At 63.4% G+C, this 21,059-nt stretch carries 24 protein-coding genes, 1 other RNA gene and 1 pseudogene; 12 read left to right on the forward strand and 14 right to left on the reverse strand.

Annotated features, from left to right (window positions below):
* Positions 1–39: 39 nt before the first annotated feature.
* Complete coding sequence (gene dusB, locus G7077_RS00295; RefSeq protein ID WP_166409985.1) at positions 40–1,035, reverse strand: tRNA dihydrouridine synthase DusB; 996 nt, start codon at positions 1,033–1,035, stop codon at positions 40–42.
* Positions 1,036–1,189: 154 nt separating this feature from the next.
* Between dusB and ispF the strand changes: the two genes are divergently transcribed.
* On the forward strand, positions 1,190–2,281 hold the full coding sequence (ispF, locus tag G7077_RS00300) for a 2-C-methyl-D-erythritol 2,4-cyclodiphosphate synthase (RefSeq protein ID WP_246167465.1): 1,092 nt from the start codon (positions 1,190–1,192) through the stop codon (positions 2,279–2,281).
* Positions 2,281–2,781, forward strand: a complete 501-nt coding sequence (locus G7077_RS00305) for a CinA family protein (protein WP_166409987.1) — start codon at positions 2,281–2,283, stop codon at positions 2,779–2,781. Before ispF ends, G7077_RS00305 begins: the two co-directional genes overlap by 1 nt.
* On the opposite strand, the gene G7077_RS00310 is transcribed toward G7077_RS00305, so the two are convergent.
* Together G7077_RS00310 and lipA are read right to left on the reverse strand one after the other, a co-directional pair.
* A complete protein-coding gene (locus G7077_RS00310) occupies positions 2,742–3,203 on the reverse strand; it encodes a type II toxin-antitoxin system RatA family toxin (protein WP_166409988.1) in 462 nt (153 codons plus the stop codon). The two genes, G7077_RS00305 and G7077_RS00310, sit on opposite strands and share 40 nt — an antisense overlap.
* Positions 3,203–4,144, reverse strand: coding sequence for a lipoyl synthase (lipA, locus tag G7077_RS00315; RefSeq protein WP_206367650.1), 942 nt, complete (start codon positions 4,142–4,144; stop codon positions 3,203–3,205). The genes G7077_RS00310 and lipA overlap by 1 nt, the downstream gene beginning before the upstream one ends.
* A 67-nt stretch (positions 4,145–4,211) precedes the next feature.
* Between lipA and G7077_RS00320 the strand changes: the two genes are divergently transcribed.
* Positions 4,212–4,847: a carbonic anhydrase gene (locus G7077_RS00320; protein WP_166409989.1), complete on the forward strand. Its 636-nt coding sequence runs from the start codon at positions 4,212–4,214 to the stop codon at positions 4,845–4,847.
* An 18-nt stretch (positions 4,848–4,865) separates the two neighbouring features.
* Here the strand turns inward: G7077_RS00320 and G7077_RS00325 are convergent, their stop codons facing one another.
* A complete protein-coding gene (locus G7077_RS00325; protein ID WP_206367651.1) occupies positions 4,866–5,195 on the reverse strand; it encodes a hypothetical protein in 330 nt (109 codons plus the stop codon).
* A gap of 108 nt (positions 5,196–5,303) precedes the next feature.
* Here G7077_RS00325 and G7077_RS00330 point away from each other — a divergent pair, with 108 nt between their 5' ends.
* Complete coding sequence (locus G7077_RS00330) at positions 5,304–6,023, forward strand: NYN domain-containing protein (protein WP_166409990.1); 720 nt, start codon at positions 5,304–5,306, stop codon at positions 6,021–6,023.
* A 76-nt stretch (positions 6,024–6,099) separates the two neighbouring features.
* Entirely contained in the window at positions 6,100–6,621 is a 522-nt protein-coding gene (locus G7077_RS00335; RefSeq protein WP_166409991.1) for a pyridoxamine 5'-phosphate oxidase family protein, read from the forward strand.
* Between the two features lie 48 nt (positions 6,622–6,669).
* Here G7077_RS00335 and ettA read toward each other — a convergent pair whose 3' ends face one another.
* The 7 genes from ettA to G7077_RS00370 form a co-directional block, all read right to left on the reverse strand.
* The gene (gene ettA, locus G7077_RS00340) at positions 6,670–8,349 is read right to left on the reverse strand and encodes an energy-dependent translational throttle protein EttA (RefSeq protein WP_166409992.1); all 1,680 of its coding nucleotides are present in this window, start codon (positions 8,347–8,349) and stop codon (positions 6,670–6,672) included.
* Between the two features lie 76 nt (positions 8,350–8,425).
* Positions 8,426–8,749 (reverse strand): YbaB/EbfC family nucleoid-associated protein, encoded by a 324-nt coding sequence (locus G7077_RS00345; RefSeq protein ID WP_166409993.1) that lies wholly within the window; start codon positions 8,747–8,749, stop codon positions 8,426–8,428.
* 1 nt (position 8,750) lies between these two features.
* Positions 8,751–10,385 (reverse strand): DNA polymerase III subunit gamma/tau, encoded by a 1,635-nt coding sequence (locus G7077_RS00350; protein ID WP_166409994.1) that lies wholly within the window; start codon positions 10,383–10,385, stop codon positions 8,751–8,753.
* A gap of 122 nt (positions 10,386–10,507) precedes the next feature.
* An RNA gene (ffs, locus tag G7077_RS00355) (signal recognition particle sRNA small type) lies at positions 10,508–10,602 on the reverse strand.
* A 35-nt stretch (positions 10,603–10,637) separates the two neighbouring features.
* Entirely contained in the window at positions 10,638–10,973 is a 336-nt protein-coding gene (locus G7077_RS00360; protein WP_166409995.1) for a 2Fe-2S iron-sulfur cluster-binding protein, read from the reverse strand.
* A complete protein-coding gene (locus tag G7077_RS00365; RefSeq protein ID WP_166409996.1) occupies positions 10,970–12,088 on the reverse strand; it encodes a cysteine desulfurase family protein in 1,119 nt (372 codons plus the stop codon). Before G7077_RS00365 ends, G7077_RS00360 begins: the two co-directional genes overlap by 4 nt.
* Entirely contained in the window at positions 12,085–13,158 is a 1,074-nt protein-coding gene (locus G7077_RS00370) for a cysteine desulfurase family protein (RefSeq protein WP_246167242.1), read from the reverse strand. Before G7077_RS00370 ends, G7077_RS00365 begins: the two co-directional genes overlap by 4 nt.
* 110 nt (positions 13,159–13,268) lie before the next feature.
* Between G7077_RS00370 and G7077_RS00375 the strand changes: the two genes are divergently transcribed.
* Positions 13,269–13,925 carry an alpha/beta hydrolase gene (locus G7077_RS00375; RefSeq protein ID WP_166409998.1) on the forward strand — a complete coding sequence of 219 codons (657 nt, stop codon included), beginning with the start codon at positions 13,269–13,271 and terminating at the stop codon, positions 13,923–13,925.
* Here the strand turns inward: G7077_RS00375 and G7077_RS00380 are convergent.
* Positions 13,922–14,107 (reverse strand): hypothetical protein, encoded by a 186-nt coding sequence (locus G7077_RS00380; RefSeq protein WP_166409999.1) that lies wholly within the window; start codon positions 14,105–14,107, stop codon positions 13,922–13,924. The genes G7077_RS00375 and G7077_RS00380 overlap by 4 nt on opposite strands.
* 35 nt (positions 14,108–14,142) lie before the next feature.
* Here G7077_RS00380 and G7077_RS00385 point away from each other — a divergent pair, with 35 nt between their 5' ends.
* The 6 genes and pseudogenes from G7077_RS00385 (at position 14,143) to G7077_RS00405 (ending at position 18,536) form a co-directional block, all read left to right on the forward strand.
* Complete coding sequence (locus G7077_RS00385) at positions 14,143–14,394, forward strand: hypothetical protein (RefSeq protein WP_166410000.1); 252 nt, start codon at positions 14,143–14,145, stop codon at positions 14,392–14,394.
* Positions 14,395–14,461: 67 nt separating this feature from the next.
* Positions 14,462–14,542, forward strand: a pseudogene (locus G7077_RS14450) (hypothetical protein); the annotation flags it as partial.
* 135 nt (positions 14,543–14,677) lie between these two features.
* Positions 14,678–15,421, forward strand: coding sequence for a class I SAM-dependent methyltransferase (locus tag G7077_RS00390; RefSeq protein WP_166410001.1), 744 nt, complete (start codon positions 14,678–14,680; stop codon positions 15,419–15,421).
* Positions 15,422–15,631: 210 nt separating this feature from the next.
* Positions 15,632–16,864 (forward strand): type III PLP-dependent enzyme, encoded by a 1,233-nt coding sequence (locus G7077_RS00395; protein WP_166410002.1) that lies wholly within the window; start codon positions 15,632–15,634, stop codon positions 16,862–16,864.
* A gap of 116 nt (positions 16,865–16,980) precedes the next feature.
* Positions 16,981–18,039 (forward strand): 1,9-bis(guanidino)-5-aza-nonane synthase, encoded by a 1,059-nt coding sequence (locus tag G7077_RS00400; RefSeq protein ID WP_166410003.1) that lies wholly within the window; start codon positions 16,981–16,983, stop codon positions 18,037–18,039.
* 62 nt (positions 18,040–18,101) lie between these two features.
* Positions 18,102–18,536 carry an MAPEG family protein gene (locus G7077_RS00405; RefSeq protein WP_166410004.1) on the forward strand — a complete coding sequence of 145 codons (435 nt, stop codon included), beginning with the start codon at positions 18,102–18,104 and terminating at the stop codon, positions 18,534–18,536.
* On the opposite strand, the gene G7077_RS00410 is transcribed toward G7077_RS00405, so the two are convergent.
* Both G7077_RS00410 and G7077_RS00415 read right to left on the reverse strand, forming a co-directional pair.
* Positions 18,517–19,701 (reverse strand): class I SAM-dependent RNA methyltransferase, encoded by a 1,185-nt coding sequence (locus G7077_RS00410; protein ID WP_246167244.1) that lies wholly within the window; start codon positions 19,699–19,701, stop codon positions 18,517–18,519. The genes G7077_RS00405 and G7077_RS00410 overlap by 20 nt on opposite strands.
* Positions 19,698–21,059 carry an NAD(P)H-hydrate dehydratase gene (locus G7077_RS00415; RefSeq protein ID WP_166410006.1) on the reverse strand — a complete coding sequence of 454 codons (1,362 nt, stop codon included), beginning with the start codon at positions 21,057–21,059 and terminating at the stop codon, positions 19,698–19,700. Before G7077_RS00415 ends, G7077_RS00410 begins: the two co-directional genes overlap by 4 nt.

Consider the following 21,059-nt stretch of genomic DNA (forward strand, 5'->3'; position numbering starts at 1 on the left):
AAACAACACAGGTATGTGGCAGGAAATTACCGTTCAATATCAAGCGGCAGCGCGTGTCAGCCAAGGCGCATAGAATTCGAGCAACATAGCTTTAACGGTCGAGGGATCATGCTGCTGGTTGACGCGGTTGCGCAGTTCGGCCGATCCTGGAAGGCCCTTGGTGTACCAGCCGATGTGCTTGCGGGCCAGGTTGACACCCGTGTGGGTGCCGTAAAGCGCGAGCATGTCCTCATATTGTTCGAGGATGACGGCGAGCTGCTCGTCGAGGGACGGTGCTCCCCGCTCCTGCCCCTGCGCAGCGGCCATGACTTCGCCCAGCAACCAGGGGCGTCCATAAGCGCCGCGACCGATCATCACTCCGTCGGCGCCGGACTGGGCCAGGGCAGTCTCGGCGTCCTCAACCGAGCAGATGTCGCCGTTGACGATCACTGGTACGGACACGGCCTGCTTGACCCGCCGAACAAACGACCAATCCGCCTCGCCCTTGTACATCTGGCACCGGGTACGACCGTGGATGGTGATCATTTTGACGCCGAGATCTTCGGCGATGCGGGCCAGCTCCGGCGCGTTGAGGCTCGAGTGATCCCAGCCCATACGGGTCTTCAGGGTCACGGGCACCTTCACCGCTTTGACGGTCGCGTCGATGATTGCGGCGGCAAGCGGCAGGTCTCGCATCAAGGCCGAGCCCGCGTCCCCATTCACCACCTTCTTCACGGGACAGCCCATGTTGATGTCGATGATGGCGGCACCGCGCTGTTCGTTCAGCTTGGCGGCCTCCGCCATGACATGCGGCTCGCAGCCGGCAAGCTGAAGGGAAACCGGCTCTTCCACCGGATCCCACAACGCTTTCTGCATGGACTGGCGCGTCTCACGAACCATAGCCTGGCTCGCGATCATCTCGCTGACCGTGAGGCCCGCGCCGTAGCGCTTGACCACGCGCCGAAACGGCAGGTCGGTGACGCCCGTCATCGGCGCCAGAATGACCGGCGAGGCGATCCTTAGCGGACCGATGTCGATGGGATTCAGCGTCTGCATGAGAGGCGCAGCCATTACAGGAAGCAGCCTGGAGCGGCAAGGCAGGCAGCTCTCTCCTTCCAGCGTTGAGCTTTGCACATCCAATAGGTAGTGCGCGGACGTGGCCGAACCATTCATCAATGCCTTGATCGTCGCCGCGGGGCGTGGCGAGCGGATGGGCGGCGGACTTCCCAAGCAATATCGGCTTCTCGGTGGCAAGGCGGTGCTCCGCCATGCCGTTGAAGCCTTTGTCGATCATCCACGCGTGGACCGTGTTGCGGTGGCCATCGCCAAGGGGCATGAAGAGCTCGCGGACCAGGCATTGGCAGGGCTCGACGTGACGATCGCCCTTGGAGGCTCCCAGCGGAGCGACAGCGTCCGGAACGGCCTCTCGGCGCTTCGCCCTGGTGTCGTGCTCGTCCACGACGCGGCCCGCCCTTTCTGCCCTCCCCGCGTAATCGACCGTCTGCTGCAAGCCGTGTCGAACTCCGACTGCGCCGTGCCCGTCTTGCCGGCAGCCGATACATTGGCGCGCGGTGGAGAATGGCTCGAAGCGCCGGTCGACCGTGCCGGGCTTGTGCGGGTGCAGACACCGCAGGCCTGTCATACAAACAAGTTAATGGACGCGTTCAGCCGGGCGTCCGGCTCAACAACCGACGAGTCCACGCTGATGCTCGCGGCCGGCTTCTCGGTTGCAACGGTGGAGGGAGATCCGATGCTCGACAAGCTTACCCTCCCGTCCGACTGGGATCGGGCGGAAGCTCATGCAGCGGTCGGACTCGTTCCGCGCACGGGGCTTGGCTTCGACGTACACGCCTTTGGCGGCGAGGGACCGATCATGCTTGGTGGCGTTCCCGTCCCCTTCCCTCGCGGACTCGCGGGACATAGCGATGCCGATGTGGTTCTGCATGCCATCACCGATGCGCTGCTCGGCGCCGCGGGCCTTGGCGACATCGGTCAGCATTTCCCGCCGTCTGATGTGCAGTGGAAGGGTGCAGCGTCCGACATCTTCCTGTCCCATGCCGCAGAGCTGATCCGCGACTTGCAAGGGATCATCGACCATGTTGACTGCACCGTGATCGGCGAGGAGCCGAAAGTGGGTCCGCATCGTTCCGCCATTCGCGACAATGTCGCGCACATTCTGAAGGTCAACGCGAGCCAGGTGAGCATCAAGGCGACCACGACCGAACGGCTCGGCTTTACAGGCCGTGGCGAAGGCCTCGCGGCTCAGGCAGTTGCCAACATCCGCCTGCGGGTAGCGGGTTGATGGAGCGTCTCCTACCTCTCGAATTGGTCGAACGCGCCGCAGAGGTCGTGGACGCCAATCGCAAGGCGGGGCGCCGGATTGCGGTCGCTGAAAGCTGCACCGGCGGCCTTGTGTGCGCCGCGATCACGGAAATCCCAGGCTCATCGGATGTGCTCGAAGCGGGCTTCGTCACCTATTCGAACGCGGCCAAGATCGCCGAGCTCAACCTCAACCCAGACGTGGTCGAGACGTTCGGCGCCGTAAGCGTCGCCACTGCCTGGGGAATGGCCCGCGGAGCCTTGGAAGCGACAGAGGCTGATGTCGCCGTAGCAATCACGGGAATTGCCGGGCCGGGCGGCGGCACACCTTCCAAGCCCGTCGGCACCGTGGTCTTTGCTCGCGCCGAGAAGAATGGCGACCCGTCCAAGATCGTCGCTGACCAAAAACTGTTCGAGAATAAGGGTCGAGCGGAAATCCGCTTTCAGGCGGCGCTTTGCGCGCTTGACCTGTTGCTGCCGTAAAGCTCGGCAGCGCGCGCTTCGAACGCGCCGGTCATGCGCCGCAGGGCCCGGTCGAACATCTGGCCCGCAAGCGTTTCGAACAGTCGCGACTTGAAGGCGAAATCCACCGAGAAGAAGACGTTCGTGCCACCCTCCGTGGCCGCTTCGAACCGCCATTCATTCTTCAGATATTTGAGCGGGCCTTCGATATAATCGACAAGGATCCGGTGCGCCCGCTCCTTCGTGACCCGACTGGTGAACCGCTCCTTGAAGGCGTTGAAGCCGACGACAAGGTCCGCAACAGTCTCCGTCTCATTCGAACTGCGGATCCGCACCGCCACTACCCACGGCAGGAACTCGTCATAGCGTCCGACATCGGCAACCATGTCGAACAGCTGCTCGGGCGTGTAGGGTAAATGACGGGTTTCACTGTGCCGGGGCATCAGCCGCGGGCCTTCTCCAGCTGCGCCTGACGAGCAGCTTGCATCTTCCGGAAATCATCGCCGGCGTGATAGCTCGATCGCGTAAGCGGGCTCGCCGCAACCAAAAGGAACCCCTTGGCGCGGGCAATCGCTGCATAAGCGGCAAACGCCTGTGGCGACACGAATTCCTGCACCTTGGCGTGGCGCGGCGTCGGCTGAAGATATTGCCCCATGGTCAGGAAATCGATGCCTGCAGAGCGCATGTCGTCCATGACCTGGTGCACTTCGAGCCTTTCTTCGCCGAGCCCGACCATAACGCCCGATTTGGTGAAGATATGCGGTGCCTGCCGCTTCACGCTCTCCAGTAGCCGCAAAGACGCATAATAGCGCGCGCCGGGACGAATGGTCGGGTAGAGCCTCGGTACCGTCTCAAGGTTGTGATTATAGACGTCGGGTCCCGCTTCCACGATCGCAGACACCGCCGCCTCGCTCTTGTTGCGGAAGTCTGGGGTCAGGATCTCGATGGTGGTGCTGGGGGTATTGCGGCGAAGCGCCTGTATGACCTTCACGAACTGCGATGCGCCGCCGTCGGGCAGGTCGTCGCGGTCGACGCTGGTAACGACGATATGCTCTAGGCCCAGCTCGGCGGCGGCAACGGCGACATGCTCGGGCTCCAGCGGATCGACTGCCCGCGGCATGCCCGTCTTGACGTTGCAGAAGGCGCAGGCGCGCGTGCAGGTATCGCCAAGGATCATCACCGTGGCATGCTTCTTGGTCCAGCATTCGCCGATATTCGGGCAGGCTGCTTCCTCGCACACGGTGGCGAGCCCAAGTGAGCGCATCAGGTTGCGCGTGTCGGCATAGCCTTTGCTGGTTGGCGCCTTGACTCGAATCCAGTCCGGCTTGCGCTGGCGCTGCGGCACTTGGGGCGATCCGGCGGGCGGCGTCACGGGGGCGTTCATGGGCGTGCAGATAGCGATTGCACGCGAGCCTTGCCACCCCCGCCTCACGCGCGCTAGCGGCGCCCCCATGCCTTACCTAAGCAATCTCATCGAAGGTTATCGCCGCTTCCGTACCGACGGCTGGGCGCACGAGCGGGACCGCTGGTCGGAACTCGCCGAAGGTCAAAGTCCCAAGGTCATGGTGATCGCCTGCTCCGACAGCCGCGTCGATCCCGCGCAGATTTTCGACGTTCGTCCCGGCGAGATCTTCGTCGTACGAAACGTCGCCAATCTGGCTCCCCCGTTCGAAACGACGCCCGGGCGTCACGGTGTTTCGGCAGCATTGGAGTTTGCAGTGACCCAGCTGGAGGTCGAGGAGATCCTCGTCATGGGCCACGGCTCCTGCGGCGGCTGCGCAGCGGCGCTGACGGGCGGCTTTGACAATGCCGGACACGGCGCCGGCCACTTCATCGGCGAGTGGGTGGCGTTGCTCAAGGACGCACGAGACAAGGTGCGCGCCGAACATAGCGACATCACGCCCGAGGCCATTCTCGCAATGGAACTGGAGTCCGTGCGTGTCAGCCTGGCCAACCTCCGCACCTTCCCCTGGATTGCCGAACGCGAAAACGCCGGGAAGCTGAAGCTTCACGGCGGACATTTCGCGATCGCTAAGGGTGAATTTTACCTGCTCGACGGGGCGGAAGGTGTTTTCCGCCCCGTCTAAGCAGTCGCAGCTAAGTGACTAGCAGCGAACGTTATAATTGTAGTGCGGACGGCCGTATTGGTCGACGTAGTAGCAATTGCCGCTCGTGTCGCGGTAGTACTGACGCCCGTTGACGGTGGCGCCGAGCACGGCACCGGCGATACCGCCGGCGATCGCACCGGTAATCGGCTTCACGCCCGGCAGAACCGCACCGGCCAACGCGCCGACGCCGGCACCGACGGCGGCACCGGTTGCAACCTGGCCGTCGCTCGCGCGATTGCCATAACCATTGTAGCCGTACGGGTTCGAAGCGCAGCCCGTCACCGCAACGCTGGCGGCAATGGCTGCAGTAAGTCCAAGACGCTTCATTTCTTTATCCTTCAACTGCACGCCCCTGTGTTCGGATTAAGTGCGCAACCGGGCATTTCGTTCCGGAATCGATAGGGTAAGACGGGACGGAGAGAGAGGATTCGCGCCATGAACGACAATGTTCATCTGAGGGACAGCAATATCGCGCTCCTGATTGACGGGGACAATGCCTCTCCCGACCATTTCGACGAGGTGCTGTTGGTTCTCGGCGAGTTCGGCACCATCAACGTACGTCGCGTGTACGGCAATTGGCAGAAGCCTAGCCTCAAAGGCTGGGCCAACCTCTCGGGCCAGCAGTCGATCGTTCCAATCCAGCAGTTCGACGTCAGCAAAGGCAAGAGCGCAACGGATATGCGCATGATCATCGATGCGATGGACCTGCTCTATCGCGGCAGCATTGACGGCTTCGGTATCATGTCCAGCGACAGCGACTTTCTGCCGCTCGCCCAACGCATCCGCGAGGACGGTATTCCCGTTTACGGCTTCGGCACGACGAAGACGCCCCTGCCCTTTCAGCAAGCCTGCACGCGCTTCTTCGACATCGCTGCGCTGGAACGATCCGGACAGGACAATGGCGGCGCGACCGAACCCCCGCGCGAGCTCGAAAACGATCTGCTGCAGGTCCTCGGCGCGGCGTACAAGGCATCCAAGCGCGATGACGAGGGCTATGCCTCGCTCGGAGAGCTGGGCCAGCGCGCGACGGCCGTGTCGAGCTTCTCGGCCCGGAACTATGGCCATGCAAAGCTATCCGACCTGATCCGGTCGTTGCCGAACTTCGAAGTGAAGACCGCTGCCGATGGCCGCCAGCTGGTGAAACGCCTCCGCTAGGCATACCGCCGTTCGCAGGTAGACCGGAACGCGCCGCTGTCATGACCGTTCGTTGCGCAAAACAACGGAGCATATCATGGCAGAAGAAACCCAAGGCGAACGCGAAGAACGGCTGCGGAGCAGCTTCTGGGAAGCGCTTGATGACTCCCCTTTCATGATGCTCGGCTTGCAAGGCGTCGAAGACAGCCGCACCCGGCCGATGACGGCGCAGGTGGATGCCGAAGACGCCGAGGACGGCGGCACACTCTACTTCTTCGCCGCCAAGAGCGAGGCGCTGGGCCAGGCAATCGGCAGCGGCCACCGTGCCGTCGCAACATATTCGTCCAAGGACCACAAGGTGTTCGCGCACGTTCATGGCACGCTGGTGCCGGCCAATGATCGCGCTATTATCGAACGTCTGTGGAATCCGTTCATCGCCTCCTGGTACAAGGACGGCAAGGATGACCCCGACCTGCTTCTGCTCCGCTTCGACACGGAACGTGCGGACGTGTGGGAGGCGCATAGCGGCTCTACCCTCGTCGCCGCCGCCTTGAAGATGCTCGGCCGTGATCCGGGCAGGGACCATCAGCGCGAAAATCAGGCCGAAGTCGCGCTTTAACGCAAACTGCCGCCGCGCCCGAGATAAGGCGCGGCGGCGCTATTTCCGCTAGCGGGTGAGCCGACGGTAGGTCATGCGGCCCGGACGGGTCGCTTCCTCGCCCAGGCGACGCACCTTGTCTTCTTCATAAGCTTCGAAGTTGCCCTCGAACCATTCCACATGCGCATCGCCTTCGAAGGCGAGGATGTGGGTCGCGAGGCGATCGAGGAAGAAGCGGTCGTGGCTGATGACCACGGCGCATCCGGCGAAATTCTCGATCGCTTCTTCGAGCGCGCCAAGCGTTTCAACGTCAAGATCGTTGGTCGGCTCGTCGAGCAGCAGCACGTTGCCGCCGCGTTTCAGCATCTTGGCGATGTTGACGCGGTTGCGCTCACCGCCCGACAGCTTGCCGACGTTCTTCTGCTGATCCTGGCCCTTGAAGTTGAAAGCACCGACGTAAGCGCGGGTCGACTGGTCGTGGCCGTTGACCTTCATATAGTCGAGCCCGTCCGAAATTTCTTCCCAGACGTTCTTCTTGGGGTCGAGATGGTCGCGGCTCTGGTCGACATAGCCGAGGTGCACGGTCGGGCCGATGTCGACCTCGCCCGAGTCGGGCTTTTCCTGACCGGTGATGATCTTGAACAGGGTCGATTTGCCGGCGCCGTTCGGGCCGATCACGCCGACGATTCCACCCGGCGGGAGCGTGAACGAGAGATCCTCGAATAGCATCTTGTCACCGTACGCCTTGCTGACGTTCCGGACCTCGATGACCTTGCCGCCGAGCCGCTCGGGCACCTGGATGAGGATCTCGGCTTTACCGGGCGTCCGCTTCTCCTGGCTCGCAACAAGCTGGTCGAACTTGGCGATACGTGCCTTGGACTTGGTCTGGCGCGCCTTGGCGCCCTGCCGGATCCATTCGAGTTCGTCCTTGATCGCCTTCTGGCGCCCGGACTCTTCGCGCTCTTCCTGTTCGAGCCGCTTGGCCTTCTTCTCCAGGTAGGTCGAGTAATTGCCTTCGTACGGGAAATACTTGCCGCGATCGATCTCGAGGATCCACTCGACGACATTGTCCAGGAAGTAGCGGTCGTGGGTGATCATCAGCACCGCGCCGGCATATTCCTTGAGGTGCTGTTCCAGCCATTGCACGCTTTCCGCGTCCAGGTGGTTGGTCGGTTCGTCGAGCAGCAGGATCGACGGCTTCTGGATCAACAGCCTGGTTAGCGCGATGCGGCGCTTCTCACCGCCCGAGAGATTTTCGACTGACGCATCGGACGGCGGACAGCGAAGAGCCTCCATCGCGACCTCGAGCTGGTTGTCGAGCGTCCAGCCGTCGACGGCATCGATCTTGCCCTGGAGCTCGCCCATCTCCTCCATGAGCGCATCGAAGTCGGTATCGTCCTTGGGATCCCCCATCTCCGCCGAGATGGCGTTGAAGCGGTCGACCATGTCGGCCACCTCGCGGGCACCATCCTTGACGTTCTCGAGCACATTCTTGCTCGGATCGAGCTGCGGCTCCTGCGCGAGGTAGCCGACGGTCACATTCTCGCCGGCCCAAGCCTCGCCGGAGAATTCCTTGTCGACGCCGGCCATGATCTTCATCAAAGTCGACTTGCCGGCGCCGTTCGGGCCGACGATGCCGATCTTGGCGCCATGGTAGAATTGCAGGTTGATGTTGCTGAGCACCGGCTTGGGCGCGCCGGGGAAGGACTTGGACATGTCCTTCATCACAAATGCATATTGAGCGGCCATCGGGTCGCGACTTCCTTCAGAACTTACGGGGTTGCGGGCGCATTTACGGGAAGGCGCCGCGCGGGTCCAGCGATGCTTAGAAGGGCATCTTGAAGCCTGGCGGCAACGGCAACCCGGCGGACATCTTCTGCATCTCGGCGTTGGCAGCCTGGTCGGCCTTGGTCCGCGCGTCGTTCAGCGCTGCGGCGATCAGATCCTCCAGCATCGTCTTCTCGGACGGCTGAAGCAGGCTTTCGTCGAGATCGACGTTGAGGATACGTCCCTTGGCGGTGGCACGGATCTTCACCAGACCGCCGCCGCTCGCACCCTCAACCTCGACCTTATCGAGGTTGTCCTGAGCCTTTTGGAGCTCGGCTTGGGCATTTTGAGCCATTTTCATGATTTCATCGAAGTCGGGCATGTCATGCTGCTCCTGATATGTAAGACTCAAGGCTGGCGTCGGGGAATGCTTCCAGGACAGCCTTTACATTTGGGTCGGCAAGTACCGAGTCGCGCGCGCGCTCTTCCGCCATTTTCTCTTGATCGAGCAGCGAGGGTTCGCTCGGTCCATCCGACAGGGAGACCTGCCACTTGGTTGCGGTGGCACCCTGCATCGCCGCGGCTAGGTCGCGGGCAAAGTCGGGTCCCAGCGGCCGCATCGGCTTCAAAATGAGCTCTGGTGGCGCAAACTGCACCAGTCCGACGTGATCGTGCAGTTGCTGCGCCAGCAGATGTTTGCCCGAGCCTTCAATAGCGGCGATCAAGGCTTTGAAGTCGTTCGGCAATTTCGATATGGCCGTGCTGACTCCGGGCTGGGCTCTCTCGGCCGGTGAGGCCGTGCCTCCGGCTGCGTCCGCCGTCAACTTGCGCATCAACGTCGCTGGATCGGGCAAGTCGGCTGCGTGGATCAGCCGTAGAAGCGACATCGTCGCCGCTTCCTGGGGATCGGGCGCGACCTGCACGTCCTGGAGGCCCTTGAGCAGCATCTGCCACAGTCGGTGGATCTGTCCCCAACCAAGCCGCTGCGCTAGTTCCTCCGCGGACTGCCGCTGCTCCGCCGAGGACAAGGCATCGGCCGGCGCGCCCGCCTTGGTCCGAGTCACCGAATGAAGCGATTCCATGAGGCCGCGAAGCAGCCCGGCGGGGTCGATGCCGAGATCATGCGCTTCGTCGAGTTCAGCAAGCGCCTGAGTGGCGTCGCCCGCGAGCACGAGATCGAGCAGGCGCCGGATCCGCCCGCGATCCGCAAGCCCCAGCATGTCGCGAACCTGCTCGGCGGTGACATCACCGCCACCGTGCGCGATCGCTTGATCCAGGATCGACAACCCGTCGCGCGCCGATCCTTCCGCGGCCCGCGCGATCATCGCCACCGCTTCGGGCTCCACCCGTACCTGCTCCAGCCCCGCCACATGGGCGAAATGCTCCGCCAGCTTCTCCGCCGGGATGCGCCGAAGATCGAACCGCTGACAGCGCGACAGCACCGTTACCGGTACCTTGTTCACCTCCGTTGTGGCGAACAGGAACTTCACGTGCTCGGGCGGCTCCTCAAGAGTCTTCAGCAACGCATTGAACGCGTTCTTTGAAAGCATGTGAACTTCGTCGATGATGTAGATCTTGTAACGCGCGCTCACCGAAGCATAGCGGACCGCCTCGATGATCTCGCGGACGTCGTCCACGCCGGTGTGCGAAGCGGCGTCCATCTCGATCACGTCGATGTGCCGCCCTTCGGCGATTGCGCGGCAAGGCTCGCACATGTTGCAGGGGTCAATGGTTGGGCCGCCTGTGCCGTCAGGCCCTATGCAGTTCAGCGCCTTGGCAATCAGCCGCGCCGTCGACGTCTTTCCGACCCCGCGAACGCCCGTCAGCAGAAAGGCATGAGCAATGCGGCCGCGCGCAATCGCATTGCCAAGCGTCTTCACCATCGCATCCTGACCGATCAGCTCGGAAAAGGTCTGCGGGCGATATTTGCGGGCGAGCACCCGGTATGCCGCGCTGCCTGCCGGCGGCGGCGGCTCCGGCAAGTCGAGGCCGAGGGCTGGCGATTCGAAGTCGTCCATGGATCGGGTCTTAAGCGGTGGCCTGCGCGAAGGGAATTCGCGTCGTCGGTCCTGCTGGCGTTGTGGGATGCAGCCCGGCATGCGCGGGCTCTTCCGGCTGCTGCGCTGCACTGGACAGCTTATGCGGTGGAAGCCGACGACCCGGTGCGAAATCGTTGTGGCTGCTTCCTTCCGGACCTGACCAGGTTGGCGACAGCCCCGTCCGCCGACTTCCGAGCGGGCATATGGTCGAAGAGCGGCCCCGCCGCAAGGTCAGCCGCGCTGCCAGTTGCGTGCACCCGGCGGGATTCGAACGCTTAATGTCCTGAGATCCTCTTCCAACAGGATCTGGCACGCGAGCCGCGACGTGCGGGTCGCATGGGCGGCAATGTCGAGCAGGTCCTCCTCCTCCTCGCTCGCCGGCGGCAATCGCGCGAAATCCGCCGGATCGACAATCACATGGCAAGTCGAACAAGCCATCACGCCCTCGCACGAGCCTTCCAGCGGCAATTTTTCCTTCCAGGCGACGTCGAGCAGCCGCTGGCCGGCAGGCGCGTCAACTTCTCGGTCGAGGGTGCCGTCGGAATGGTGAAAGCGGATCAGGGTCACGCGGCGAGGTTGTGCTGAGCCCTTGCCGCGGCGTCAATGCGCCGACAGGCGTCGACAAGGTCCGATTCGCTCGTATAGCGCCCGAAACCAAGCCGGATGGAGCTCCGCGCCTGACGATCGCTGAGCCCAAGCGCGCGTAGGACATGGCTCGGCCGCCCTGAGCCGCTTGCGCAGGCCGAGCCAAGTGAGAACGCGATGTCCCGCAGGTCGCCCATCAGGCGGGCAGCGTCCAAGCCCTCGCGCCGAAGGTTGAGATTGCCGCGATACCGCCGGTCAGTGCTTCCATTCACCATCCAATCCGGTCCCAGAGCATCCAGCGCCGCATCCCAAAGCTGCGAAACATGCGCCGCGTCGGCGTCTCGACGCTCTGACGCCAGCTTGGCCGCGGCGCCGAAGCCGACGCAAAGAGCAGGCGACAAGGTGCCGGAGCGTAGCCCCCGCTCCTGCCCACCTCCGTGCAGCAACGGCTCGGGAGCGACGCCGTCGCGCATCCACAGAGCGCCGACGCCCTTCGGCCCGTGAATTTTGTGCGCGGACACAGCGACGAGGTCCGGACCTTGGGGGATGTCGATGCGGCCGAGGCCCTGCACTGCATCGCACAGCATCAGCGCCCCAACGGCGTGCGCTTCCTTGGCGATGTCCGCGATGGGCTGGACGACGCCAATCTCATTGTTGACCAGCATGACGGCCACCAGCAGCACGCTGCCGTCCAGGGACCCCCGCAGCAGCTCCAGGTCGACGATGCCTGACGGCTGAACGCCGAGACGAGTGACCGCGACGCCCCTGCCCTCCAGCCATTCGCAAGTGTCGAGCACCGCCGCATGTTCGGTCGCAATGGTGACGATGCGATTGCGGCCAGGCGCCGGTTTCTCCGTGCTGCCCTTCAAGGCCCAATTCAACGCTTCCGTGGCGCCGCTGGTGAAGGCGACCGATCCCCCACCCAAGCCGATCGCGCGCTCAATCTGTCCGCGTGCGACCTCGATGGCGGCGTCGGCCTCCCGGCCCCAGCGTGAGGGAGAATGCGGATTGGCGAACCTGTCCTCGATCCAGGGGCGCATCGCGTCGGCCACCTCCGGCGCGACCGGGGTGGTCGCCTGATAGTCGAGGTAGATCATGCGGCGCTCCGCTGGGCTCTGGCAAAGATCCGACGCCACTCCGCCACGAAGGCAGCCACGTCGTCATCCGTTGTGTCCGCGCCGAAGCTGACCCGGATCGCACTGCCGACGACCTCCTCCGGTAGCTCCATCGCCTGCAGTACCCGGCTTGGCTTCATGCTTCCCGAGGAGCAGGCGCTCCCGGCGGAGACCGAGAAACCGGCGAGGTCGAACTGCACCAACTGACTTGCACTCGTGACACCCGGCATGGCGTAACAGCCGATGGTGGCGAGTCGAGGTGCGGCATTGCCGATGACGGTGCCGCCCGCACCTTCGATCTCCTTCTCCAGCGCCTGCCGTAACTGGCTCAACCGAGCCATGTCATATGCCCCCGCGCTCAGCGCCGCCGCGAAGCCGGCCGCCGCTGGAAGATTTTCCGTACCCCGCCGGTACCCTTTCTCCTGGCCGCCGACGGCGTGGAGGCGGGCGAGGTCCCGAACGAGCAGGGCACCCACGCCTGGCGGGCCGCCGAGCTTGTGTGCGGAAACGGAGATGAAGTTTGCGTCCGGAAGCGGCAGCTTACCAGCCGACTGGGCGCAGTCGGCAAGAAGAAGCGATCCTGCGGCCCGGATCTCGGCGGCAATCTGGTCGATCGGCTGGATCACACCCGTTTCATTGTTCACCTGCTGGATCGCGACGAGCGAGGGCGTGCCGGCAATCATCTCGGCCAACGCGCCACGATCGATCAATCCCGCCTCACCGACCGGGACGACCTTCGCCCGACCGAAGGCCGCGCGGACCGCATCGTGCTCCGTGGCGCCGATTGCCCGTCCCGGCACCTTTGCCTGCCTCGCGGCGATGAGGATTGCCTCGCTGGCGCCGGAGGTCAGGACGACGTCATGCCGCCATTCAAGCGCATCGGCGATGGTTCTGCGTGCTTTCTCCAGCGCCGCGCGGGCGGCTCGCCCGTCTGTGTGGGGCGAACTGGGGTTCGACCAACGCTCGAGCGCCTGGAACACGGCAGCACGCGCGTCCGGCAGCACTGGCGTAGTCGCCGCATGATCGAGATAGACGCGCTTTGGGCCGTTCAATTGTGCCGCTTTCCTGCCGATTGCCACTTTGAGCACCCTGCCTATATAGGAGCCGCCGCCGCGGCGCACCGCCCGGCAATCCTTATTCCTTGCGCGAGAGCCGCACATTCATGCCCGAAGTCATATTTCCTGGTCCCGAAGGCCGCCTCGAAGGCCGTTTCCACCCGGGCACCCGTCCCCGCGCACCTGTTGCGATGATCCTCCACTCGCACCCGCAGGCCGGCGGCACGATGAACAACAAGATCGTGCAGTTGCTCTACAAAACCTTCGTCAACCGCGGCTTCGCGACCTTGCGCTTCAATTTTCGCGGGGTCGGCAAGAGCCAGGGGACGTTTGACAACGGCATCGGCGAATTGTCCGACGCGGCGTCTGCCCTCGACTGGGTGCAGCAAATCCACCCTGAAGCCGAGACGACCTGGATCGCGGGCGTCAGCTTCGGCGCGTGGATCGGCATGCAGCTCCTGATGCGCCGGCCGGAGATCCGCGGCTTCATCTCGATTGCGCCGCCTGCCAACATGTACGACTTCAGCTTCCTTGCCCCCTGCCCCTCGTCGGGCATCATCATCCAGGGCGAGGCCGACGAGGTGGTGACCCCGGGTGCCGTTCAGAAGCTCGTCGACAAGCTGCGTACCCAAAGGCACATCACGATCGCTCATGACACGATCCCTGGCGCCAACCATTTCTTCGCCAACGAGCTCGACCTGCTGATGAACAGCGTCGACAACTATCTCGACTACCGGCTCAGCCCTGGCTGCCCGATCCGCTAGATCGTCCAGACCAGAACATTGCCGATAAGCACAAGGCCGGCGAGGACCATCAGCGCTCCTCGCCGGCCTTCTGTTTTCCGCAACGCCAGGCGAACGCCGCCGACGATGAGCAGGATTGCGGCAATCATCGCCAAAGAAAGCGCCAGCGCAGCTATTCCCGAGAAATTCGCCGTTTCTTTCACAACTGTTTAACCCTCATTGCTCCACTATGGAGCTTATGATCAGCAGCGACCAGCAGGCACGACTCGAAGAGGCGTTCGAAAAGATCGAGGAAACGATCTTGCCGTGCATTGCCATGATGCTCGAAACCCTGCTCGAGGCTTCGGACTGCGTGCCCGAAAATGAGCGCAGGTTCCTTGCTGCAGAGCTCAAGACGCTGGCCGCTCAGCTTGAAGAATTGACCCGGGCGGTGGAGACCTCCAGCCCGCTTCACCTTGACCCAGGTACTTACCGCACCGCAGCTGCATAACGGATCGTTGCAATCGCCGGGTGAAGCGGCAAAACCCTGCTCCTCTGATCGCGATTAAGGAGCCGGCGTGCCACTCAGCCCTTTGCAAGAGGTTCGGCCGCTTCTCCGCTGCCCGGCTTGCCAATCCTCTTTGCAGGATGCGGAGGGCGCGGCGCAACTCCGCTGCTCCAACCCGACGTGCACCTTGGGGCAAGAACCCTTCCCCGTTGAACACGGCTTTCCCGTTCTGGTGGATTTCGGTTGCTCCGTGCTTCAACCATCGGACCTCGGCAGGGCAACGGGCGTGTTGCAACGGAAGCCTCAGGGTTGGGCCAAGCGCTTCATCAGCGGACTTCTCCATCCCGCCAACAACCGGGCAGCAGGCAATGCCGACCGACTGATATCGGAGCTTAGTCAAACTTCGGATGCACCGCTGATCCTCATCATTGGCGGAGGGGCGGTCGGCGATGGGGCGGGTGCGCTTTACCGTACGCCCAACCTGCGCGTTGTCGGGTTCGACATCTACGCTTCCGAGAACATCCAGTTAATCGCCGACGCTCATCAATTGCCCTTTGCTGACGAAGTCTTCGATGCGGTGTGGATCCAGGCCGTACTGGAACATGTGCTCGATCCGCAGCGCGTCGTGGATGAGCTGACCCGTGTGCTGAAGGCCGATGGCCTGGTCTACGCGGAGACGCCCTTTCTTCAGAGCGTGCATGAAGGCGCCTACGATTTTACCCGTTTTACCGACAGCGGACATCGGTGGCTATTCCGGCGCTTCGACCTGATCGATTCCGGTGCGGTGCTTGGACCCTTCGCTGCCCTTGTCTGGTCCATCAATCAGGCTGCGACGGCGCTGTTTCGTTCACGTGCTGCCGGACTGCTGGCACAGCTATCGGTCTTCTGGCTCAAATATCTGGACCGGCTCGTGCCCGACTCGTCCGCCCGCGATGCGGCGTCGGCGATTTTCTTCCTTGGACGGAAGACCATGGCTACGCTCTCGCCGAAGGACGCCATCGCTTACTTCCGAGGCGTGCAGCGCCGCTGATTGCCTCTGTTAAGTCCTTGGACGACAATGGCTTTCGCCGGATCGTGACCGTTTAGCGACAAACCGCATTTCAGCGCCAATTAGAGCGCCAAAATTCCTTTACTTGGCCGGACCCCCTTCATATATCGCGCTTCCGCTGCCCCATGGGACTTCCAACCGCAAGGCAGCTTTCGTCAACGTTTGCCGTAAGGCATTTGGAGGTCCCTTGAATTGCACCAGCATCATCGCGCGCTGGGGCTAGCTGTAGCCCCTCTCGGCACCCGGTCCGGTGCCGACATCGCCAGGTTGCGTCCGGCTCAGCCGGTGACGCTCCTTCGACCGCACGCTGCACGGCGCGCGGCCCGCTTCTTTGTGGAGAAGTTTCCGGGCCGGTCGCTGTATGCGGTCAAGGCGAATCCGTCTCCGGATCTTCTGCAGATCCTGTGGGACGCCGGCGTCACGCATTACGATGTCGCATCGATCGGCGAAGTGCGCCTGGTTTCGACTACGCTTCCCGAAGCGACACTCTGCTTCATGCACCCGGTGAAGGCCGAGGAAGCGATTGCCGAGGCTTACTTCGACCATGGCGTTCGCACCTTCAGCCTGGATACGCTCGAAGAGCTGGAGAAGATCGTCGGTGCGACGTCTACGGACGGTGTTGCAGCGACCGATCTTAACCTGCTGGTGCGCATCCGTGTCAGCTCGGATCATGCCAAGCTCAGCCTTGCCTCCAAGTTCGGCGCTCAACCCGACGAAGTGAAAGCTCTTCTCTTCGCCGCTCGTCAGGCGGCCGACGGGCTCGGCATCTGCTTCCATGTGGGCAGCCAGGCGATGACTCCGGCCGCTTACTCCGAAGCCATGTCGCGCGTTCGCGATGCGATCATCGAAGCGGCGGTCACCGTCGACATCGTCGATGTGGGTGGCGGTTTTCCCTCTGCCTACCCGGGCATGGAGCCGCCGGCGCTGGAGAATTATTTCTCCGTCATCCACGCCGCGTTCGAAGCGCTGCCGATCAGCTACTCGGCCGAACTTTGGTGCGAACCGGGCCGTGCGCTCTGTGCCGAATATGCGAGCCTGATCGTTCGCGTCGAAAAGCGTCGCGGCGACGAGCTGTACATCAACGACGGTGCCTACGGCGCCTTGTTCGATGCGGCGCACATCGGTTGGCGCTATCCGGTCCAGCTGCTTCGCGAGCCGGAATCGAACACCCGTCCGGCAGAGTTCAGCTTCTATGGCCCGACCTGCGACGATCTCGACCATATGGCTGGGCCGTTCGAGCTTCCCGCCGATGTCCGCGCCGGCGACTATATCGAGGTTGGGATGCTTGGCGCCTATGGCTGCGCGATGCGCACCGGCTTTAACGGCTTCGGGGTGGTAAACTCCGAAATCGTTGATGATGAGCCGATGGCATCGCTTTATGCCGAGGTCGAGGCTCCTGCCCGGTCCAACGTGGTGAAGCTCTAAAGTTTCGTATCTCCCGCTTCGGCGGGAGATGACGATGGGGTGAGGCTGTCCCCCGAAAGCAACGACTTGCCATATCCTGCTGTCGTGCCCTCGGCGCGGCGACTATGGAGCATGACATGAACACCGAGACCAAGATCAACGACACCCGCAAGGCGGAGCTTCTGTCGAGCACCGTCGAGCATATCGACATCACCAAGTTCGATGCGCGTCCGATCGTCGAAGCGATGGGCAAGATGAGCTTTACCAGCCGCGACCTGTCGCGCGCCACCGGCATCTACAATCAGATGCTGGAGGACAAGGATTGCTCGATCATCCTGGTGATCGCCGGCTCGACCTCGGCCGGTGGCTGCATGGACCTGTATGCCGAACTCGTCCGCTCGAACATGGTGGATGCGATCGTCGCCACCGGCGCTACCATCGTCGACATGGATTTCTTCGAAGCGCTTGGCCACAAGCACTATCAAGCCAATGAAATTCCTGACGATGATACGCTCCGCTCGCTCTACATCGATCGCATCTACGACACGTACATCGACGAAGAGCAGCTTCAGGATTGCGACTTCACCATCGGCAAGATCGCCGACAGTCTGGAGCCGCGCCCGTACAGCAGCCGTGAGTTCATCAAGGAGATGGGCAAGTGGCTGAGCGAGGGCAACGGCAAGAAGGAGAACAGCCTCGTCAAGCTCGCCTATGAGCATGACGTGCCGATCTTCTGCCCGGCCTTCACCGACAGCTCGGCGGGCTTCGGTCTCGTCAAGCACCAGGTCGATGCGATGAAGGCGGGCCGTCGCAACATGACGATGGACAGCATCGCCGACTTCCGTGAGCTGACCGACATCAAGATCAAGGCGGGCACCACCGGCCTGCTGATGATCGGCGGCGGCGTTCCGAAGAACTTCACGCAGGACACGGTTGTATGCGCGGAGATCCTCGGCCACGAGGACGTCGAGGTGCATAAATATGCGGTGCAAATCACCGTTGCCGACGTCCGGGACGGCGCCTGCTCCTCCTCGACGCTTCAGGAAGCGGCGTCGTGGGGCAAGGTGTCGACCGCGATGGAGCAGATGGTGTTCGCGGAGGCGACCTCCGTGCTGCCGCTGCTCGCCAGCGACGCTTACCACCGTGGCGCATGGAAGAACCGGGAGCCGCGGCGCTTCGCCAAGCTGTTCGACTAAGGTTGTAACACGCAACTGAACTGACTAGCCCTCCCCTTGAGACCATCAGGGGAGGGTTTTTCATGCATAGTCCGTTGTTGGGGCCCGTCGTCGCGCTCGTCGCATGGACTTTGATCGTCATGCTGTGGATGTTTGTCGCACGCGGCAGACAGTTCCGCGAACTGGGCGTCACCGCCGACAACATCCCGGTCGGTGCTCGAGGCACCGACCTGGAGGGCAAAGGCGATCCTCGCGCCCAGTGGAAATCCCACAATTACAACCACCTGATGGAACAACCGACGATCTTTTATGCGATCGTATTCGCGTTGATCCTGATGGAGTTCGACGCGCCCATCAACGTCTGGCTGGCGTGGGGCTATGTCGGGTTTCGGGTGGTCCACAGCATCGTCCAGGGGACGATCAACGTCGTGAAGTACCGGTTCCTGTTCTTCCTGCTAAGCACGATCTGCTTGGTAGGGCTGACCACGCACGCGGTGCTCAAGCTGCTCCACGGCTAAAACATCCAACCAGTTCGACGTGGGTCGACCAGCGGAACTGGCCGACCGGCTTGATCCACTCGAGCCGATAGCCACCGTTGACCAGAATCGCCGCGTCGCGGGCAAAGGTCGCCGGATTGCAGCTGACGTAGGCGACTTTGGCTACGGCGCTGGCCGCAAGGTTAACCACCTGCGCCTCCGCGCCCGATCGTGGCGGATCGAGCACCACGGCCTGAAAGCGGCCAAGTTCCTGAGTGTCGAGTGGCCGGCGATAAAGGTCGCGATGATCGGCGGCGATTTCCGGTGCCGCGCGCTTCAACGACAGCACGGCGTCGCGTGACGCTTCGGCGGCATAGACCTGGCCCGACAACCCGAGTGCAAAGGTGCCAAGCCCCGCGAAAAGATCGGCCGTCCGTAATGCTTCTCCGGTGATCTCCCGCACAGCGTCGAGCAAGGCCTGCTCGCCGTCGGCCGTCGCCTGGAGGAAGGCGCCCACTGGAAAGGACACGGGACGGCCCGAAAAGGTGGCGGTGGCCGGCACCGGTTCGTAAAATCCTTCCGGGCCAAAACCCTGATCCAGCGACAGGCGCGCGAGCTTCTGCTCCGTGCAGAAGCCTGTCAGCGCCTCGATGGCTTCGAGTCCCTCGGGCACCACTCCCTTCAGCAGCAGGTCGACGCCCTGGTCCACCAGCGTCATCTGGACCTCGCCGCCGGCTCTAGGTTTAAGCATTCGTCCGAGAAGCGAGCGCAGCGGCGCCACCAAAGCCAGCAACTTGGGACAGAGAATGTGGTTCTCGCGCATGTCGACGATCCGGTGCGACTTGGCGCCATGAAAGCCGATCAGTGTTCCTCCCGCGGTGCGCAGCGCGTGGAGTGTCGCCCGTCGGCGGCTGTTCGGCGGCGACAGGTGCGGCTCGCGCAGCTCGGCCCGAAGCTGGTGCTGGGCAAGCGCGGTCTCCACACGTGACCGCAGATATTCCTGATAGGCCTGGTCATCGACATGCTGGAGCTGGCAGCCGCCACACTCCGGGAAGTGACGGCATGGCGGCACCTGGTGATGCGGCCCATGCTCCAGCGTTCCGTCGTCGAGCAGCCGGTCGCCGGGAACGCCGAACGGCACGTGGCGGCCGCCGGCGGTGACGCCGTCCCCTCGCGCGGCGATCCTGATGACGGGATCTTCGGTCACAGTTCGCTGAGTACCGTCGGCAAGGCGACCAGGAGATCGTCGGCGATCATCGACGCTCCTGCAGCTTCCGCTGCGCGCCCATGGATCCACACGCCGGCACATGCCGCCTCGAACGCCGCCATTCCCCGCGCGCGCATGGCGGCGATGATTCCCGCGAGCACATCGCCAGTCCCGGCACTCGCCAGCCAAGCGGGTGTGGGAGGCGCAAATGCTATGCGGCCGTCGGGCGCAGCGACGATCGTGTCGCTTCCCTTGTAAACGACGATGGCGCCCGAACGGCCGGCCGCCGCCACCGCCTGATCGGCCTTGCTGCCGGGTAGAAAGCCGAACAATTTTGCAAACTCGCCGGCATGAGGAGTCAGGATCGCGTCCTGTCCTTTCAGACGCTCTGGCTCCCCCACCTGTCCGATGGCATCCGCATCGATCACTTTGGGCGCGTGGCTGGTCAGCGCCAACGTGAGCAGTTGGGGGATTGAGCCCATTCCCGGCCCGACCAACAGGCAACCGATCCGCGGGTCATTGAGGGTCGCCGTGTCGGTCTGGACGACGGACGCCGGAAGATGGTCGATCGTCTTCGACGTGCTGACGCGGACATAGCCGGCCCCCGCGCGCGCGGCTGCGCTTGCGGCAAGCGCGATCGCACCGGGCATCGCGCCGGCCAGCGCATGGACGAGCCCGCGATCGAATTTATGCCCGTCCGGCGACAGCGCCGGTAAGATTGGAGGGCCGATCTCCTCCCAGTCGCTCTCGGCCGCGATCCCGATGTCGGCAAGCACCACCCGGCCGCAGCGACGCATTGCCGGCGAAAGCCGATGCGCCGGCTTCAGAGCGCCGAAGGTCACCGTCAGGTCGAAGCGCGGTACGTCCGAAAGCAAGGCCCCGCTGTCCGCCTGGACTCCACTTGGAAGGTCGCACGCGACGCTCACCCTCGCGGACCCATGAAGCCTTAGAAAGGTAGACAGAACAGGCTCTTCCAGCCCGCTCTTCAATCCGGTTCCGAAGAGACAGTCGACGAGGGCCGGCGCCGGGGCGGTACGAACGCCAAGCGGTTCGACCGGACCCACCCATTGCGAGCGGGCCCATCGCGCCGCGTCCGCCTTGGGCTCGCCGATCGCGGCTACCCTGACTTGTACCCCTCGGTTCGCAAGGTGGCGCGCCGCGACATAGCCATCGCCGCCATTGTTGCCGGTCCCGCAGACGGACAGCACGGGCTTGCCGCCGCTGAAGCGAAGCAAAGCCTCAGCCAGCGCCGCGCCGGCACGCTCCATCAGCGCTTCTGCCGGCGTTCCTGCCGCGATCACCCGCTCCTCGGCTTCACGCATCCGGGCTGCAGTGAGAATGGGACGGCCGATGGGCAT

Origin of the sequence: Sphingomonas piscis, from assembly GCF_011300455.1 — a bacterium.
GTDB lineage: Bacteria > Pseudomonadota > Alphaproteobacteria > Sphingomonadales > Sphingomonadaceae > Sphingomicrobium > Sphingomicrobium piscis.

Bases quoted from the DNA above. Each gene is read 5' to 3' on its own strand.
- ispF (WP_246167465.1), top strand. From the start codon at position 1,190: ATGGGCGGCGGACTTCCCAAGCAATATCGGCTTCTCGGTGGCAAGGCG.
- G7077_RS00405 (WP_166410004.1), top strand. From the start codon at position 18,102: ATGCATAGTCCGTTGTTGGGGCCCGTCGTCGCGCTCGTCGCATGGACT.
- G7077_RS00345 (WP_166409993.1), bottom strand. From the start codon at position 8,749: ATGCCCGACTTCGATGAAATCATGAAAATGGCTCAAAATGCCCAAGCC.
- lipA (WP_206367650.1), bottom strand. From the start codon at position 4,144: ATGAACGCCCCCGTGACGCCGCCCGCCGGATCGCCCCAAGTGCCGCAG.
- G7077_RS00310 (WP_166409988.1), bottom strand. From the start codon at position 3,203: ATGCCCCGGCACAGTGAAACCCGTCATTTACCCTACACGCCCGAGCAG.
- G7077_RS00385 (WP_166410000.1), top strand. From the start codon at position 14,143: ATGATCAGCAGCGACCAGCAGGCACGACTCGAAGAGGCGTTCGAAAAG.
- G7077_RS00325 (WP_206367651.1), bottom strand. From the start codon at position 5,195: ATGAAGCGTCTTGGACTTACTGCAGCCATTGCCGCCAGCGTTGCGGTG.
- G7077_RS00335 (WP_166409991.1), top strand. From the start codon at position 6,100: ATGGCAGAAGAAACCCAAGGCGAACGCGAAGAACGGCTGCGGAGCAGC.
- G7077_RS00415 (WP_166410006.1), bottom strand. From the start codon at position 21,059: ATGCCCATCGGCCGTCCCATTCTCACTGCAGCCCGGATGCGTGAAGCC.
- ettA (WP_166409992.1), bottom strand. From the start codon at position 8,349: ATGGCCGCTCAATATGCATTTGTGATGAAGGACATGTCCAAGTCCTTC.
- dusB (WP_166409985.1), bottom strand. From the start codon at position 1,035: ATGCAGACGCTGAATCCCATCGACATCGGTCCGCTAAGGATCGCCTCG.
- G7077_RS00365 (WP_166409996.1), bottom strand. From the start codon at position 12,088: ATGATCTACCTCGACTATCAGGCGACCACCCCGGTCGCGCCGGAGGTG.
- G7077_RS00330 (WP_166409990.1), top strand. From the start codon at position 5,304: ATGAACGACAATGTTCATCTGAGGGACAGCAATATCGCGCTCCTGATT.
- G7077_RS00320 (WP_166409989.1), top strand. From the start codon at position 4,212: ATGCCTTACCTAAGCAATCTCATCGAAGGTTATCGCCGCTTCCGTACC.
- G7077_RS00350 (WP_166409994.1), bottom strand. From the start codon at position 10,385: ATGGACGACTTCGAATCGCCAGCCCTCGGCCTCGACTTGCCGGAGCCG.
- G7077_RS00375 (WP_166409998.1), top strand. From the start codon at position 13,269: ATGCCCGAAGTCATATTTCCTGGTCCCGAAGGCCGCCTCGAAGGCCGT.
- G7077_RS00400 (WP_166410003.1), top strand. From the start codon at position 16,981: ATGAACACCGAGACCAAGATCAACGACACCCGCAAGGCGGAGCTTCTG.
- G7077_RS00305 (WP_166409987.1), top strand. From the start codon at position 2,281: ATGGAGCGTCTCCTACCTCTCGAATTGGTCGAACGCGCCGCAGAGGTC.